General features: G+C 60.2%; 18 protein-coding genes and 1 tRNA gene. 14 read left to right on the top strand and 5 right to left on the bottom strand.

Annotation, left to right across the window (positions count from 1 at the left end):
- Positions 1-2: 2 nt before the first annotated feature.
- Entirely contained in the window at positions 3-581 is a 579-nt protein-coding gene (locus ACMX37_RS15725; RefSeq protein WP_073976833.1) for an ANTAR domain-containing response regulator, read from the bottom strand.
- Between the two features lie 116 nt (positions 582-697).
- Here ACMX37_RS15725 and ACMX37_RS15720 point away from each other — a divergent pair, with 116 nt between their 5' ends.
- A complete protein-coding gene (locus tag ACMX37_RS15720; RefSeq protein WP_483146826.1) occupies positions 698-2101 on the top strand; it encodes a NarK family nitrate/nitrite MFS transporter in 1404 nt (467 codons plus the stop codon).
- A 187-nt stretch (positions 2102-2288) separates the two neighbouring features.
- Here ACMX37_RS15720 and ACMX37_RS15715 read toward each other — a convergent pair whose 3' ends face one another.
- The gene (locus ACMX37_RS15715; RefSeq protein WP_483146825.1) at positions 2289-2678 is read right to left on the bottom strand and encodes a MerR family transcriptional regulator; all 390 of its coding nucleotides are present in this window, start codon (positions 2676-2678) and stop codon (positions 2289-2291) included.
- Between ACMX37_RS15715 and ACMX37_RS15710 the strand changes: the two genes are divergently transcribed.
- From ACMX37_RS15710 to ACMX37_RS15670, 9 genes are all read left to right on the top strand, one after another.
- Complete coding sequence (locus tag ACMX37_RS15710; protein ID WP_483146824.1) at positions 2638-3102, top strand: mercuric transporter MerT family protein; 465 nt, start codon at positions 2638-2640, stop codon at positions 3100-3102. The two genes, ACMX37_RS15715 and ACMX37_RS15710, sit on opposite strands and share 41 nt — an antisense overlap.
- The gene (locus ACMX37_RS15705; RefSeq protein WP_081096498.1) at positions 3095-3307 is read left to right on the top strand and encodes a GDCCVxC domain-containing (seleno)protein; all 213 of its coding nucleotides are present in this window, start codon (positions 3095-3097) and stop codon (positions 3305-3307) included. Before ACMX37_RS15710 ends, ACMX37_RS15705 begins: the two co-directional genes overlap by 8 nt.
- A 408-nt stretch (positions 3308-3715) precedes the next feature.
- On the top strand, positions 3716-3994 hold the full coding sequence (locus ACMX37_RS15700; RefSeq protein WP_483146823.1) for a hypothetical protein: 279 nt from the start codon (positions 3716-3718) through the stop codon (positions 3992-3994).
- A 14-nt stretch (positions 3995-4008) separates the two neighbouring features.
- Complete coding sequence (locus ACMX37_RS15695) at positions 4009-4431, top strand: periplasmic heavy metal sensor (protein WP_483146822.1); 423 nt, start codon at positions 4009-4011, stop codon at positions 4429-4431.
- Positions 4428-5012, top strand: coding sequence for an RNA polymerase sigma factor (locus ACMX37_RS15690; protein WP_068351492.1), 585 nt, complete (start codon positions 4428-4430; stop codon positions 5010-5012). Before ACMX37_RS15695 ends, ACMX37_RS15690 begins: the two co-directional genes overlap by 4 nt.
- Positions 5013-5035: 23 nt before the next feature.
- Positions 5036-6778: a copper resistance system multicopper oxidase gene (locus ACMX37_RS15685; RefSeq protein ID WP_483146821.1), complete on the top strand. Its 1743-nt coding sequence runs from the start codon at positions 5036-5038 to the stop codon at positions 6776-6778.
- Positions 6775-7854, top strand: coding sequence for a copper resistance protein B (locus ACMX37_RS15680; RefSeq protein WP_483146820.1), 1080 nt, complete (start codon positions 6775-6777; stop codon positions 7852-7854). The genes ACMX37_RS15685 and ACMX37_RS15680 overlap by 4 nt, the downstream gene beginning before the upstream one ends.
- Before the next feature lie 22 nt (positions 7855-7876).
- On the top strand, positions 7877-8266 hold the full coding sequence (gene copC, locus ACMX37_RS15675) for a copper homeostasis periplasmic binding protein CopC (RefSeq protein WP_068351500.1): 390 nt from the start codon (positions 7877-7879) through the stop codon (positions 8264-8266).
- A gap of 4 nt (positions 8267-8270) precedes the next feature.
- On the top strand, positions 8271-9197 hold the full coding sequence (locus ACMX37_RS15670) for a CopD family protein (RefSeq protein ID WP_483146819.1): 927 nt from the start codon (positions 8271-8273) through the stop codon (positions 9195-9197).
- Between the two features lie 45 nt (positions 9198-9242).
- On the opposite strand, the gene ACMX37_RS15665 is transcribed toward ACMX37_RS15670, so the two are convergent.
- The gene (locus ACMX37_RS15665; protein WP_483146818.1) at positions 9243-9629 is read right to left on the bottom strand and encodes a MerR family transcriptional regulator; all 387 of its coding nucleotides are present in this window, start codon (positions 9627-9629) and stop codon (positions 9243-9245) included.
- 74 nt (positions 9630-9703) lie between these two features.
- On the opposite strand from ACMX37_RS15665, the gene ACMX37_RS15660 reads away from it, so the two are divergent.
- From ACMX37_RS15660 to ACMX37_RS15645, 4 genes are all read left to right on the top strand, one after another.
- On the top strand, positions 9704-10453 hold the full coding sequence (locus ACMX37_RS15660; protein ID WP_483146817.1) for a MauE/DoxX family redox-associated membrane protein: 750 nt from the start codon (positions 9704-9706) through the stop codon (positions 10451-10453).
- Between the two features lie 38 nt (positions 10454-10491).
- Positions 10492-10920 (top strand): DUF3703 domain-containing protein, encoded by a 429-nt coding sequence (locus ACMX37_RS15655; RefSeq protein WP_483146816.1) that lies wholly within the window; start codon positions 10492-10494, stop codon positions 10918-10920.
- A gap of 1363 nt (positions 10921-12283) precedes the next feature.
- A complete protein-coding gene (locus ACMX37_RS15650) occupies positions 12284-12472 on the top strand; it encodes a hypothetical protein (protein WP_483146815.1) in 189 nt (62 codons plus the stop codon).
- Positions 12469-14934, top strand: coding sequence for an AAA family ATPase (locus ACMX37_RS15645; RefSeq protein ID WP_483146814.1), 2466 nt, complete (start codon positions 12469-12471; stop codon positions 14932-14934). The genes ACMX37_RS15650 and ACMX37_RS15645 overlap by 4 nt, the downstream gene beginning before the upstream one ends.
- Here ACMX37_RS15645 and ACMX37_RS15640 read toward each other — a convergent pair.
- Together ACMX37_RS15640 and ACMX37_RS15635 are read right to left on the bottom strand one after the other, a co-directional pair.
- Positions 14931-15632 (bottom strand): DUF4145 domain-containing protein, encoded by a 702-nt coding sequence (locus ACMX37_RS15640; RefSeq protein ID WP_483146813.1) that lies wholly within the window; start codon positions 15630-15632, stop codon positions 14931-14933. The two genes, ACMX37_RS15645 and ACMX37_RS15640, sit on opposite strands and share 4 nt — an antisense overlap.
- A gap of 558 nt (positions 15633-16190) precedes the next feature.
- Positions 16191-16267, bottom strand: a tRNA-Arg gene (locus ACMX37_RS15635).
- Positions 16268-16327: the final 60 nt, after the last annotated feature.

Here is a 16327-nt window from a genome sequence, read left to right as displayed (position 1 = left end):
GGTCAGTCCCCTCCCAGCAGATCATGCGCGGTGACGACCGCTTCGGCGATTTCGGCGATCCGCTTGTTCGAAGACATCGCCTTGCGCCGCAATTCGGCATAGGCTTCCGGCTCGGTGATACTGCGGCTGCGCATCAGGATGCGCTTGGCACGGTCGATATGGTCGCGCTCGGCCAGCTTGCCCTGCGCGTCGGCCAGATCGGATTGCAGCCGGGCAAATGCGTGAAACCGCTTGATGCAAAGATCCAGCAGCGGCTTGATCCGGTGACTGGCGAGGCCATCAACCACATAGGCGGAAACCCCGGCATCGATCGAGGCGGCGATCGAGGCATCGTCGCTTTCATCAACAAACATCGCAATCGGGCGCGACAAGGCGCGGCTGACCGCAAAATACTCCTCCAGCACATCGCGCGACGGGTTGCCGAGGTCGATCAACACCACATCCGGCGCGATCCGTTCAATCGCGGCGAGCAGCCCGTGGCGCTGGGTAAGAGTGAAGATTTCGGCATTTTCAAGCTGGCCCAAGCCTTCTTCGATGATCGAAGCGCGCATGGAGCTTTCATCGACGATGGCGATCTTCATTCGGCCACATTGCACCCCGATTGCGCGAAAACAAGCAGCTTTGCCGATCGTCAGAAGCCGGTTACGCCTGTGGTATCGCGGTCGGCACTTTGCCGGACATGATCGGGGCAAGGCTTTTGCAACCAGGTGAACACAGCAGCGATCGGCATCGCCTCACGCAATGGCAGCCTGAAGATCCCGCTTTCTGGCAGGCGCAGGGCGAACGCATCGCGCGGCGCAACCTCTATATCTCGATCCCCGCCCTGCTGCTCGCCTTTGCGGTGTGGATGGTGTGGTCGGTCGTGGTGGCCAAACTGCCGCAGGTCGGGTTTGCCTATACCACCGATCAGCTGTTCTGGCTGGCGGCCTTGCCCGGCCTTTCGGGGGCGACCTTCCGCATCGTCTATAGCTTCATGGTGCCGATCTTCGGCGGGCGGCTGTGGACCACAATATCCACCGCGTCCCTGCTGATCCCGGCCATCGGCATCGGCTATGCGGTGCGCAGCCCGGATACGCCCTACACCACCTTGGTGGTGGTGGCCCTGCTGTGCGGGCTTGGCGGGGGCAATTTTGCCTCGTCGATGTCGAACATCAGCTTCTTCTTCCCCAAGGCGCAGAAGGGCAATGCGCTGGCGCTGAATGCGGGTCTGGGCAATCTGGGCGTTTCGGTGATGCAGTTTGCGGTGCCGCTGATCATCTCCGCCGGCGTGTTCGGCGCGCTCGGCGGGGCTGCACAGCAGACGGCAGATGGCGGGCAGATGTGGCTGCAGAACGCAGGCTTTGTGTGGGTGCCGTTCATCATCGCCAGCACCCTGCTGGCATGGTTCGGGATGAACGACATTGCCGATGCCAAGGCCAGCTTTGCCGACCAGGCAGTGATCTTCCAGCGCAAGCACAACTGGCTGATGTGCTGGCTTTATACCGGCACCTTCGGCAGCTTCATCGGCTTTTCCGCCGCCCTGCCGCTGCTCGCCAAGCAGCAGTTTCCGCAAGTCGACGTGCTGCAATTCGTGTTCCTCGGCCCGCTGGTGGGCGCGCTGAGCCGGGCGGCGACCGGCTGGGTGTCGGACAAGTGGGGCGGTGCAAGGGTGACTTTCTGGGTGTTCGTGCTGATGATGCTGGGCGTGCTGGGGGTGATGTATTTCCTTGAAGCTGCAAGCTGGTGGGGCTTCATCGCCGCCTTCATCTTCATGTTCTTCATGACGGGGGTAGGCAATGCTTCCACCTTCCAGATGATCCCGGGCATCATGCGGCAGGAAGTTCCGCGCCTGATGCCCGAGCTCGCCCCTGATGCCGCGCTGCGGCAGGCCGAGCGGGAATCGGCGGCGATCGTCGGCTTCACCTCGGCGATTGCGGCCTACGGCGCCTTCTTCATCCCAAAGAGCTTCGGCAGCGCGATTGCCGCAACCGGATCGCCGATGGCGGCCCTGTGGGGCTTCCTGATCTTCTACGCCAGCTGCGCCGCGCTGACGTGGTTCATCTACACCCGCCGCAGCGGCCTGCTCCACGATATCGAGCGCGGAGCGGGCCACGCGAGATGATGGTGATTTAAAGGCGACTGCCCGGCAGGATCGACCGAGTCTTCTGGCCAAAAGGGGGTCGCTTCCTGAATGGCATCAATTTTTCAGAAGCGAGGCAAAGCTGCAAGACCGCTTTCGGGATCGCGCATCCGCCCGGCTCATGGCAGCTCGTGGGTGGATGGCTGAAGGTCTGCTACGCGATCCTCAGTCAGTATACTCTCGCCAAGCTTTCGACCACTGGGCAGCAATTTACGGGACGAGTTCCGCACTGCGCGACGAGTTCCGCGAGGGCGGTCTCTATCCTCATAAGGTCCGCCAGCTTGGCTCTGACATTTCGCAGATGCTGCTCGGCAAGGGTCTGAACCGTCTCGCAAGTGGCTCCGTCTTGTGGAGCCAAGTCTAACAGAGTCCCGATTTCCTCCAATGAGAAACCGAGTTCGCGGCCACGCCGGACGAACCTCAGTCGATCCACATCCGACGGCCCATAATCGCGATAAGATCCCCTGCGCGGCGGCGCAGCGACTAGCCCGATGCGTTCGTAATAGCGGATCGTTTCAATGTTGCAGCCGGTCAGCTCCGACACCACGCCGATCTTCATGGGAATACCTCTTGAGTCTGTAGCCGCTACAGAGTGTAGACGAGGAGCAGAGCGAAGTCATGCAAAGGCACACGTTATGCGTAGCATTCAAAATTGGTTCAGCGGATTAGCAACGGGTGGGGGCGTTCTGGCTTCCTTCGGCGCAGCGACATGCTGCGCTTTGCCTCTGATGCTTGCATCTGCCGGACTAGGCACGGCATGGCTCGGCAGCATCGCACCGATTTTCGCGCCCTACCGAACCCCTTTATTGGTGGTTGCAGCAGTGCTGCTGTTGGCAGGGGCGGCACGCTTAGTCTGGCAATTCCGGCTCGCACGCACTTGTCCGTCGGATACGGCCTGTGGAAGCCCAATCTTCAGAGCGCTGACTGCATTCGGATTGTTGATCGGCACCGCTCTCTTTGCAGGAGCCATGATCTATGTCTGACCCAATCCTGATCTCTCGCCTGAGGTGTCCCGATTGTGGGACTGAAAAGAATGAGGTCATGCCGACTGACGCCTGCTGGTATTTTTATACCTGTTCGGGCTGCGGCACCCGACTAAAACCTCTGGAAGGCGACTGCTGCGTATTTTGTTCCTACGGAACGGTGCCATGCCCTCCAATCCAGCAGGGCATTTGCTGCAACGACTGATAGAAATTGGCAGGAGAAACACCCTGCGGGGCGATGTCCGCTTCGGGGTCGCTTGCAGAGTGGCGGGAATCTTCCAGCAGCCGGGTCAAGCCGCCGTGCCGCTTTCGGGATCGCGCGCAGGCCCGGCTCATGACCGCAAGTGGGTGGAAAACTACCTGATCGCTTTCGGGTGACAGAACGCGATAGCTGCCGTTGATCGAAGCCCGGTTATGCGTCGCCTATCGACCCAGGGTCGGTCGTTCGCTCGCTGAAAAACGAATGACCGCTCCTGCCGAAACCGGTTATCCGCGCGCTGCGAGGCCGTCTGGCGATCACGCTCTGCGATCCGACCGCTTCAGTGATATCCATTTTTTCTGAGGGGCGGGCGCATCGCTTGCGTATAGAACACGTGCAACACGGAGATTGCCTGTGTCCGAACTTAATTCATCCCTGCGACAACTCGCAAGCTTGCCCGTTCCTGCGGGCCTCGAGCTGATTGACGATGCAATTATCGCAGGGTTTGCCGCGCAACGCCGCGAAGCATCGTTTGGCAAGCGCGCGACATTTTTAGCAGGGGCCTTTGCTTTGTTGCTGGGCCTGACCACCGGTGGGCTTGTGACCGGGCCGCCTGCACAGGCGCAGGTGATCGCGCCGTTTGCCTCCGACAATCCTCTCGCACCCTCGAATCTTCTGGATGTTCATCCGTGACGAGACCTGCGTGGTTGGCTTTGCTCATCGTGGTCGCCTTCATTGCCGCGTTTGCGGGAACCTTTTTGGGTCAGAAGTTGCTCAACAATGGCAGGCAAAGCGAGACTGAGCTACATGCATTACTGCACGGCGACCTCGACTTGGACGCAGCGCAAGCGGCGAAGATCGAGGCAATCGAGCAGCGTTTTGCGATACGCCGCAAGGTGCTGGAGCTCGATATGAGGGCGGCCAATGCGCATTTGGCCAAAGCCATGGAGGCCGAGCACGGCTACGGCCCCGAAGTCACAGCAGCCGTTGATCACACGCACCACGTCATGGGCGAGATGCAGAAGGAAACGCTCGAACACCTCTTCGAAATGCGCTCCGTTTTAAGGCCCGATCAGGCCGCGGCATTTGACCGGGCTGTGGCCAAGGCTCTCGCCCCCGATACGAAGTGAGCCTCCCGCTTGCCGAGGGGAGCGATGCCGAGGTGGTGGCACTGGCGCTCATCGGAAGGCAGGATGCCTACCGGGAACTGCTCGCCCGCTACCGCGAGCCGATCTACCGCTTCATCCGTGCTTCGACCGGTGACGCGCAAGAGGCGCTCGATCTTACACAGGACACCTTCATTGCCGCATTTTCGGCACTCGATGGCTACGATCGTTCACGGCCGCTTCTGACTTGGCTCAGGCGGATTGCGCTCAACAAATGCCGCGATTGGGGGCGCAGGCGCCGGCTGCGTACGATGCTGTGGCGCACAGCTCCGATCGATGCGGCCCATGACATGCCCGACGATGCTATCGCGCCAGACGTGCAGACGGCCGACCGCGCCGAGCTCGCGCGGGTCAATGCAGCAATAGTGCGGCTGCCGGCACGTCTGCGCGAAACCTTGATCCTGCGAACCGTCGAGGGCCTTGGTCAGGCCGAGACAGCCGACGTGCTTGGTATCAGCGAAAAAGCGGTCGAAACGAGGCTCTATCGTGCGCGCAGCAAGCTCAGTGAGCTTCTGGCAAACGAGGGTGGACGAAAGAAACTTTGAGGGGTGAGCCGCGTCCATGCGTAATGCTGGGTATGGACCATCTGACACTTTCACGCCGCCACCTGCTTTCAGGGCTGGGGACAGCCTCGGCCTTCGCCGCTATGCCCGCATGGGCGCAAGGGCACTCTGTCCACCGCATGCGCGGCGGCTCGCCGATCCGTGTGGGCTTCGACGAGGTGTCAGGCGCAGTGATCGATCTTACTGTCGGCCACGGCCCTCGGACGGTGCAAGGGCGCAAGGGGCACGGGATCGCAGTCAATGGCTCGGTGCCTGGGCCGCTGATCCGCCTGCGCGAAGGGCAGAATGTCCGCCTCAATGTCACCAACACGCTCGATACCGATACTTCGATCCACTGGCATGGGCTGCTCGTGCCGTTCCAAATGGATGGTGTGCCAGGCATCAGCTTTCCCGGTATCAAGCCGGGTCAGACCTTCCCCTATGAATTCCCTATCCGGCAAGCGGGCACATACTGGTATCACAGCCATTCGGGGCTTCAGGAACAGCAGGGGCATTACGGCCCGCTGATTATCGACCCGGCGGGCGACGAGCCTGCCGCGTATGATCGCGATTACATCCTGCTCTTGAGCGAATTCACCCCCCTCGATCCGCATTTCATCATGGATCGGCTTCGCAAGGGCGAAGGCTATTTCAACTATCAACAGACCAGCTGGGCCGACGATTACCCGCTGACCGCCGCCGACCGCCGGATGTGGGCCGAGATGCGCATGCCTGCGACCGACATCGCCGATGTGACGGGTTCCACCTATACCTACCTCGCCAACGGGCGCGGGCCGAAAGAGGGGCTGGAATACCTGTTCAAGCCCGGTGAGCGGGTGCGGCTTCGGGTTATCAACGGCGCGGCGCAGAGCTTCTTCAATCTGCGCATACCCGGCCTAGCCATGACGGTGATCGCGGCGGACGGCCAAAACGTGAAGCCGGTTGAAGTCGATGAGCTCCAGATCGGCACCGCCGAGATTTACGATGTGATCGTCACCCCGCGCGACGCGGAGGCCTATACCATTATCGCCGAGAGCATGGACCGCTCCGGCATGGCGCTTGCAACGCTGGCGAGCCGTTCCGGCGCGCGCGCGGCCATCCCTCCGCCACGAAAGCCGCCCCTGCTCGACATGGGCGACATGGGAATGAACCATGGCGATGGCGGGCACGGGGATGACGGCGGCAGCGGGCATTCGATGGATGGCATGAAGATGCGTGACACGCTGCTGTTGCCGCCCGACGTGAAGGTGGGGCCAGGGATTGACATGGTCTCGATGGCTCCGGTGGACAAGATGGGCGATCCCGGTCTCGGCCTGCGCGATGTCGAACATCGCGTGCTCAATTACCGCTTGCTGTCAGCGCTGGAGCCCAATGCAGACACGCGCGAGCCTTCGCGTTTGCTGGAGCTGCATCTCACCGGCAATATGGAACGCTACATGTGGTCATTCGACGGGAAGATGTATTCCGCCGTCAGCGACGTCCCGATCCGTTTTGCGTGGAACGAGCGGGTGCGGGTCAAACTCGTCAATAATACCATGATGGCGCACCCGATCCACCTTCACGGGATGTTCTTCGAGCTGGTCAACGGCGAGGATGCCGCCCATCAGCCCCGCAAAAACGTCGTCATTGTCCAGCCTGGAGCGAGCGCACAGTTCGACCTGACCGCCAATGAACCGGGCGACTGGGCATTTCACTGCCACCTGCTCTACCACATGCATGGCGGGATGATGCAGACAGTAACGGTGATGGGTCCGGAGAGCGGGCAATGAAACCCGCCCTCGCGATTGTCCTACTGCTGAGCGCAGCGCCGGCGCTGGCGCAGCATCAGGGTCACGATATGCCCGAGCCGGCCCCGGCAGAGGCCAAGGCTGACCCCCATGCCGGTCACGATATGGGCGATCAACCCGCCCCTGCGACAAACGACCCGCATGCCGGTCATGACATGGACGGACAGGCCGACGCCGATCCTGCCGATCCCCACGCAGGCCATGATATGGGAGCTCCATCGGACGGAAATGCCGAGCCGATGGACGGCATGGATCACAGCACTATGGGCCATGGCGCAGGCATGGCTGTACCGACCGCCTCACCTGGTCCGGACATGGAAACCCCGCCGCCGCCGGAGGCCGGAAGTGGGCCGCCGCGCGCCGCCGATGCAATATGGGGCGCAGAGGCGATGGCTTCCTCGCGCAACGACCTGCGCAGGACGCACGGAAACTTTCCGGTGTTCTGGTTCCAGGGCGACCGACTGGAGACGCAGGTGCGCGGCGGCGAGGACGCCTATTTGTGGGATATCCAGGGTTACTACGGCGGCCCCACCGAGCGCCTCTGGTTCAAGAGCGAGGGCGAAGGCGAATGGGGCTCCTCGCCTGAGGATGCCGAGGTTCAAGCGCTCTTCTCAAAGGCTTTCAAGCCGTTCTGGGATTTCCAGGCAGGCATCCGTCACGACATCGGCGGGCCGGACACCACCCATGCCGTGATCGGCGTGCAGGGCTTGGCACCCTACATGTTCGAGGTCGATGCTGCGCTGTTCCTGTCGCACCGCGGCGATTTAACCGCACGGGTCGAGGCCGAGGTCGATCAGCGCATCACCCAGCGCCTGATCCTTCAGCCGCGGATCGAGGCCAACCTGTCAGCGCAGGACATTCCCCTGCTCGGCATTGGCGCGGGGTTCGACCAGATCGAGGTCGGCGCCCGGCTGCGGTACGAGATCCGGCGCGAGTTCGCGCCCTATATTGGCGTGGAGCAATCATGGCGCACCGGGCGCAGCGCCGACTTCGCCCGCGCTCGCGGCGAAGACCCCTCTGCCACCAGCTTTATCGCCGGCATCCGTTTCTGGTTCTGATCAACACGAAGGATAAACTCACATGAAGATCGCATCACTATTTGCCGCCCTTGCGATTGCGGCATCCCCGCTCGCTTTGCCCGCTACCGCGCTGGCGCATACCAAGGTGGTTGCCTCGACCCCGGCTGAGGGGACGACAGTCGCAAGCGCGCGGACCGTTTCCTTGACGTTCAGCGAAGCCCTGCTGCCGCCCACTGCCGCAGCCAGCATCGTAATGACTGCGATGCCGGGCATGGCAAACCACGGCGAGATGGCGATCCGCAACTTCAAGACCGCATGGTCGAACGACAACAAGACCATGACTCTCAATCTGGCAAAGCCACTGCCCAAGGGGACCTACGAGGTTCGCTGGCAGGCAGCCGGGGCTGACGGTCACCGGATGAAGGGCACCGTCACGTTCATCATCGGCTGAGTCGGTGATAGAGGGTTTCTTCGAAACGGTCTTGCGGGTTGCGCAATATGCTCTGCTGCTGGGCCTGTTCGGGTGGTCGGCTTTCTGGTTGCTTGGCCTGCGAAGCGTCGACGGGCTGAGGGCTGACCGCGCGCCAGGCTTAGCCGTTCTGGCGGCTCTTGTCGCACCGGTGGTATCAGCGGCACTCATGCTAATGTCGATTGCTGCGATGATGGGCGTGCCGGTCTTCGACCTCGACCGGGCAATGGTCGAAGCGATGATCTTCGGCACCGACATTGGATTTGCCTTCATTATCCGCTCTGGGCTGCTCTTTGCAGGGCTGGCCGCTATTCTCGCGCTTCGAAACCGCCGGGCAGCGGTGGTATTTGCGGCGGGCTGCTACGGAAGCGCCCTTGTGACTCTAGGTTGGAGTGGTCATGCCGCTGCAACCGAAGGCGGATTGGGGCTATTCCATCGCCTCAACAACGGCATCCATCTGGTCAGCGCGGGCCTGTGGCTTGGAGCAATCGGTTGGTTCCTTGTTCTGACATTCCGATGCTACAAGGATCCTGACGAGGCAAAGGCGCATGCGGTGCTCAAGGCCATGCACGCCTTTGCACCTATGGGGATCTCACTGGTTGCGCTTGTTGCGGTTACCGGGACAGTCAACTCTCACTTGATCTTCGGTTTACCGAACGTCGCGGCGACCTTTGCAACGCCATACGGCATCCTGCTGGCAATCAAGCTGGCCTTAGTGGCAGCTATGGTAGCCTTTGGCGCGCATCATGCGCGCGTGAGCAGGGGCGCTGCAACAGCTGTGAGGGATGGCAATGTCTATCCCGCTCAAGCCTTGGGTGCGTTGCAGCGCACCCTTATTGCCGAATTCCTGCTCGGGCTCTTGGTCATTGGCTTGGTCGCGGTCTTCGGAACGATGTCGCCGACGATGATGTAAGCGGCCTTCGATCAGGATGGGGAGCGTTCGTCAGGGATCCGACGCTTAGGCAGCGCCGGTCGGATTGAAGGCGGCGATGATGGGACACGGCCCGGCGTCTTCGGCTGCGCAGGCTTCCGCCAGACGGATGAGGGCGCCGCGCATGGTCTGCAAGGCCGCGATCTTTTCATCAAGCGCCGCGATGCGGCTGTTTGCAAGCGCCTGCGCCGAAGAGCGGTCTGCCGTGTCCAGCGCCAGCAAGGTCGCTATCTCATCAAGGGTGAAGCCTGCAGTCTGGGCCGCACGAATTGACCGCAAGCGATCGAGGTCATCGATCCCGTAACGCCGCGGCCCTTGTCCGCGCGGCGGCTCGATAAGGAGCCCGCGCCGCTGGTAATAACGGATTGTCTCAACGTTCACGCCGCCCGCGCGAGCAAATTCGCCGATTTTCATAAAGGCACTTGATCCCGTATCATGGTACGGAGTTTATAGCTGCCGCATTGCAAGCGAATCAAAGGAAATCGCCAATGCCCCAATCTGCCAAAACAGCCGTGCTTCATCGCATGGTCATGCCCGGCCATACCTGCCCATACGGTCTGAAATCGAAGCACCTCCTGACGTCGCGCGGTTACCGGGTAGAGGACCACCACCTGACGACGCGGGAAGCGACCGATGCTTTCAAAGCCGCGAATGCCGTGACGACCACGCCGCAGACCTTCATCGATGGGCAGCGGATCGGCGGCCACGACGACCTCCGCCGTTTCTTCGGCCTCAAGGTCGTCGATCCTAATGCAATCACCTATCGCCCGGTCATGGCGTTGTTCGCTATGACTGCATTGATGGCAATGGCGGTTGGCATTGCCGCCGACGGCAACGCCATCAGTGTCCGCGTGGCCGAATGGTTCATCGCTTTCTCGATGTGTGTCCTCGCGCTGCTCAAGCTGCAGGATGTCGACAAGTTCGCGACAATGTTCCTCAATTATGACCTGCTGGCGCAGCGCTGGGTTCCCTATGCGCGCATCTACCCCTTCGCTGAGGGTCTTGCCGGCGTCCTGATGGTAGCAGGCGTGCTGCACTGGGTCTCGATCCCGGTAGCACTGTTCATCGGCACGATTGGGGCGGTTTCCGTGTTCAAGGCGGTCTACATCGACCGGCGCGAGCTCAAGTGCGCATGCGTCGGGGGATCGAGCAACGTTCCGCTTGGTTTCGTTTCGCTAACCGAAAACCTGATGATGATCGCGATGGCGCTCTGGATGGCAGCGAAGATGGTTATCTGACGACCGCCGAGGAGAACGATTACGTTGAGGACCAAGGCATGACACAGCACACCGCCAACCAGCGGACAATGCACGCTATCGCTGCAGCACTTGCAGAAGAATATCGTATGGGGGAAGAGGCTGCGCGGCAGGGTGATGTCCCGCTGGCATGGCACCATCTTGGGCGTGCGCACATCCTCGCCCAGACGCGCCTTGGCCCGCATTGCGCATCGCACCGGAGGATGCTCGCCTTTGCTGTTCAGCTCCGCGACTGGCCTGAAGCGGCAGGACAGCTCCTGCGGCTCGCGATTGCACCGCTCGGCAATCTGACGGGGCGCCTGCCAACCGGCAACACCGGACGAAGCACGGTGAGCGCCTTTACCGCGATGGATATTCCGTCTGACCTGCGTGCGATAATCGACCGCACGCCCGATTTACTCTTCACGGCGCGACCTTGCGCCACCGTTCCAACGAAAGACTTGATGTGATCCACCGCTTCCACGCTGCGCTGCTGCTTGGCATGGCCTGCGTCCTTGCTGCCTGTGCCTGCCTTAGCGCAGGCGCTTCCCGAAGGGTCGGCACACCTCCGCGAAGTCGCTGAACACGATCACGAGAGAGAGGAAGAACAAGAAGTCGAGATCATCGTTCAGGGCACGCGCCTCGGGAGGCGCTTGCAACATGAGCCGCTGCGGGTCAGGTAATCGCGGGCGAGGAGATCGAGGAAAAGGCGCTGATGCGCCCCGGCAATATCGCAATGCTGGTGAACGAAATCGGAGGGGGCCGTGCAGGTGACATCGCCCGCGCTCGGCGCTGCCAATGTCAGGATACAGGGGCTTGAGGGCCGCTACACCCAGTTGCGCCACTCATAGCCGGAAGTGAGTAGGAACCTGATGCCCTGCTTAGTGAGCATGCCTTTTGGCGTCATCGCTCTCTTGGTTTCCACCTTGGTTGCTCGAACTTTCCGCGGCCATGTCTTTGCAGCAACAACAACCGTTGCCCTTCGCCATCATTTCGCAGCATGCCATCTTCTTTTCGGCTGCAGGGGCAGGCGAGCTTTTTGATGCCGGTGCCGGTGCCGATTGGGTAGCAACGCTCACTGCGATAATGGTAGATAAAATCATTACCTGTCTCCTAGCCCTTTACGGATATCGCACGCGCGAACTTCTTCGGCAACAGGTCGTTTCCTGGTTGGCGTGTTTCAGGAAACGAACCAATAGCCGCCAACTTCAGTGCCTAGCAGGCGCATGTCCCCTTCCGGCAATACCGGTCATTCGGCATGCCGTTTAGCAACGACGGCTTTGTTCCAATTTCAGCTGTTTGAAGCCCCATGAAACATGGCTGCTTCCAGGAAGGCGCACGTCGCCACCGAACGTCCGGAACGGGGTCGCTTGCAGAATGGCAGGAATTTTCCAGAAGCGGGGCCAAGCCGCCATTCGCGCACCGATCTGAGGAGTGGCGGTTGCCGACCATTCCCGTTCATTTACGACCACTACCATGGACGTCCGTTCTTGACAGAAGCTGCTAGTTGGGCGCCCCAAAGCGGCCCGTCAGCCTTGCGCCCTAATTCCGGTCGTTCAGTCTCACCCAGTTCAATGCCAAGACCAGCTGTGAATCATCCTGCCCGACTCTACGGCCAAACGACTAGTTTCGGGCGTTGTCGCAGTCCGTTTACGAGCGGTGAGACACGCAAGCGAGCTTTGTGGTACTTGTCCGGCTGACGTCGACTTGCCCATCTAGAATACTGCGGAAAAGTTGAACCGTCTCGGCTCACGAACTCGATGACCTTACAGGAATCTTTGAATCGGCACAATTTCGACTTGCCTTGGGGGCGCCATAATGAAGAATTGCGTCATGGATGAGGGTGCGCAGCAGGAGCCTGAACAATCGGTCGCCAACCGCGTGCTGTCGAAGTTCATTGTGGCGGTTGGCGAAGACGAGGCTCTGTCGGAGGTGGCCAAGCGCCTGAAACCCGTCTTGCTCGATGGAGATACAGTCAACGAAGCGTCATTGCGTCAGGCCATTTTCGGCGACGATTCATGATTACCGTTGAGCGCATCAAGATTGAAGAGTTCCGGGGCATCCGCGACCTGACCGTTGACCTCGGCAGCGCAAATTTTGCGGTGTGCGGCCCGAATGGAACGGGGAAGAGCGGCATAGTTGACGCGCTCGAATTCGGCCTAACCGGCACGATTTCTCGCTTGGTCGGCAAGGGGCGTGGCGCGCTGTCGGTCAAGGAGCATGGCCCCCATGTTAATTGCCGGAGTCATCCCGAGAAAGCAGTGGTGACGCTGGAGGTGTCGATCCAGAGCCTCGGCAAAAAGGCGACTATCACTCGGAACGTAAAGTCGCCCAAGGCTCCGAAGATTACGCCGGACGACCCCGCCATCCGCGCGGTGTTTGAGCATGTTCAGCGCCACCCGGAATTTTCGCTCTCGCGGCGCGAGATCATCAAGTATGTCCTCGCCGAACCCGGCGTGCGAGCCGAGGAAGTGCAAGCGCTGTTGCAGCTCGACAAGCTCGATATCACTCGCAAACTGTTGCTAAAGATATCCAACGCCGCGACGCGCGACCTGAAAGCTCTGGAAGGCGAGCGCGATCGCGCCGCGACCCACCTGATGAGCGCGCTTGGCATTGCCGAGGTCAAAGCCCCGACTTTGCTTGCCGCGGTGAACGTCAAACGGGCGGCATTGGATCTTCCCGCCCTCACCAAACTCGAAGCGACTACGTCCATTCGTGACGGACTAGAAACGCAGAGTGGTGTATCCGCGCCAAAGGTTCCCAAGGTCCAGGCCAAAACCGACATTGTAAATGGGCTTGCTTCGCTCGAAGCGATCGAAGCGCCGGAAACCCAAGCGGCATGGTCGGGCATGGTCGAGGCGCTCACTGCATTAAAAGAGAACGAGGCCCAACTTGCCGACATGACCCGCGACGGGATGCTCGCCACTGCTCTTGCGCTTTTTGATGAAGAGCATTGCCCCGTTTGCGAAACTGGTTGGGAACCCGCCGAGTTTCGCGCCGTGGTCGAGGCCCAGCGCGAGCAACTGAAATCGGCGGCGGCTGAACGCAAACGAGTCGAGGAATTGATCGAACCAGTCGTGGTCGCTTTGGAAGGCCTGCGACCGATGTTGCGCCAGCTAGCTGTTTATGCCCGCGACCTGCCTACCCCGCTCGCATTTGAGCCGTTCGCGGTGGTCGCAAAAGAAGCTGATCGCCGTGCCGAGGTGCTGCGCAACTTCCTGCCGCTCGACGACGCGATCGCGGCGCTCGACACCGACTGGGAGGACGTCCAACTGGCGCTTGACCATATTGCCACACTCTCCGAGAGCGTAGAGGCGTTGCCCGAGCCGACCGACCGAGACGCGGCACGCGATTTCCTCACCGTGGGGCAGGAACGCCTGGAAGCGTGGCGCCATGCGATGACAAAATATGCGGCGGGGAAGGCCAAAGCAGGCGCAGCCGCCAAAGTGCACGCGCTGTATGGCACAACTACTGACAAGGCGCTTGAGGCAATCTACACGGAGGTGGAGGCGGAGTTCCGCACCTACTACCGCGACATCAACGGTGACGACGAAAGCAAATTCGAGGCGCAACTGACGCCCTCGCTCGGCAAGCTCGGCTTCGAGGTTGATTTCTACGGTAAGGGCTTTTTCCCGCCCGGCGCGTATCACAGCGAAGGCCACCAGGACGGCATGGGCCTGTGCCTCTACCTCGCCTTGATGAAGCACCTACTCGGCGACCAGTTCACTTTCGCCGTGCTGGACGACGTGTTGATGTCCGTCGATGCCGGTCACCGGCGCGAAGTCTGCACCCTACTTAGGACCAAGTTTCCGAAAACCCAATTCGTGCTCACCACCCACGATCCGGTGTGGTTGAACCACATGAAGAGCAGCAAGCTCGTCGCGGGGAAGGGCGCAATTACCTTCCGCAAATGGCATGTCGATCACGGCCCGCAAGAATGGAAGCAGACCGACGTATGGGCTGAGGTCGATCAATTTGTCGCTAACAATGAGATACGAGCCGCCGCCGGTCTGCTACGGCATTACCTCGAATATGCCGCAGCGGAATGGTGCGCGCGCTTGGGCGGGCGTGTCGAGTATCGCAGCGATGGCAAATACGAGCTGGGCGACCTCTTGCCGGCCGCCATCGGCGCGATGAACGAACTCTACAAGAAGGCCAAAGCGACCGCGCAAAGCTGGGGCGACAAAGCCCGAGTGGACGAGATCAACGGCTACCACACGACTTTCACTACTGCCATGACTCAATCGCAAAGCGAGCAATGGGAAATTAACCCAGCCGTCCATTTTAACGAATGGGCCAACTTCCAGCGACAGGATTTTGAGCCGGTGGTCGCTGCATTCAAACAGTTGGAGCGCGAGTTCGAATGTCCTGCTTGCGGCGACCTGATCTACGTCGTGCAGACCGGCAAGACCAAGGAAGCTGCGCGCTGCGGCTGCACCAATGTCCTTTATAACTTGAAGGCGAAGCCTAAGGATGCGGCCTAATCATCATTCTGGAATGCCTGATTGGCTTTCTTGACGATCTCATCCTGTCGCTTGGGACTGTTATAGAGCTTTTCCAGCAGCAGATTTACGATGCCGATTCCAGCAACCATCTCATTCCGATTCATTGCTATCCGCTCATGGGCACCAGCGTTGCCCTTTTCCCTGATCTTGTGGAGCAATGCTAACTGGGTTTCATCAACGTGGCCTTTGGTATGTAAGTCGTCGATCTTCTTCATCAAGTTCCGACCGGAGCACTTAGTGTCGTTGACGATGAATTCTACCACCATCCGCAAAGCAACGGTCGCCAGCTTGAGCTTGCTGCCTGCCAACGCGTACAGCATTTCATCGATTAGCTCATTTAGGTCATGTGGTGTGAAATCGGTGTCGAACGCAAAGTCAGCAGAGGAAGGGGGAGGATACTGAACCTCTGTCCGAGGCAAATAGGTATTCCCCTCTTCATCGTGATCGTATTCCTCGCTGCACCACGATGAAGTCTCGAAGCAAACCTCGTCGCAGGCTCCGCAGCGATACAGCGAGAATTCGGTCCCACCATCAGCACTGTGCCCACGGCCGAAATTTTCCTGCCATCTGCCGACACACTGGGCTTCAAGGGTATGGATAGTCTGGCGCTTGCAGGAATTGCATTGCAGTTTTTTCCGCTCATCCAAATCATCCTTGCGCTTGAAGCTGTCGAACACACAATTCCCCTATGTAATACCTGTGCTGACATATCTGTCGTTAGGTACGGAGCAAGGCTTCGCCATAGCGTCGCACGAAAGTAAATTCGTAGAACAGAAAGAGACAGTCCCTTCAGATCACCTCTGGCCGTGGCATGCTGAGAATTACGATACCATTGGCCTCTACGCCGCGGCAACTGCCCAATACCGCAAAAGCGAGCGGCGCGGATGCGACCTATTCCATCTGTTGATTCGCCACACTCGCTTGTCCCATGCACGGTCCGTTAGCGCGTCTGGCATCGGCGTTCCGCTTGAGTACACCGTTCGGCCGAGGTGAGAGCGCGAAGCAGCGCTGAGATCCAGATTGTGATCGGGAGACCTAATCGGTTCCCTCGACTCATACACCGCAAGAGCGTCAGCGGACCCGCTGGAAGCGCTCCGCCATTCTTCCTCTTCAGCTCAGCTTTTCAGAAGGTTGCCCACGCATTCGCGAGAATAGGTGCAAGTCGACTTGCACTTACATTTCACTTACGGCCATGTTGGCAGAGATTGTGCGGCGCAATATCCTATTGTAAATGCTGGCGCACCCGACAGGATTCGAACCTGTGACCTCTGCCTTCGGAGGGCAGCGCTCTATCCAGCTGAGCTACGGGTGCATGGCACGGGGCCGCGCGCACTTTCGTGTGCGGCGCGGCGCTTAGCAAGAGGCGGGGCGC

It is taken from the genome of Porphyrobacter sp. THAI-01a (assembly GCF_056868655.1).
Note: the sequence above shows the minus strand (reverse complement) of the source record. Positions and strands in the feature narration are given on the sequence as shown.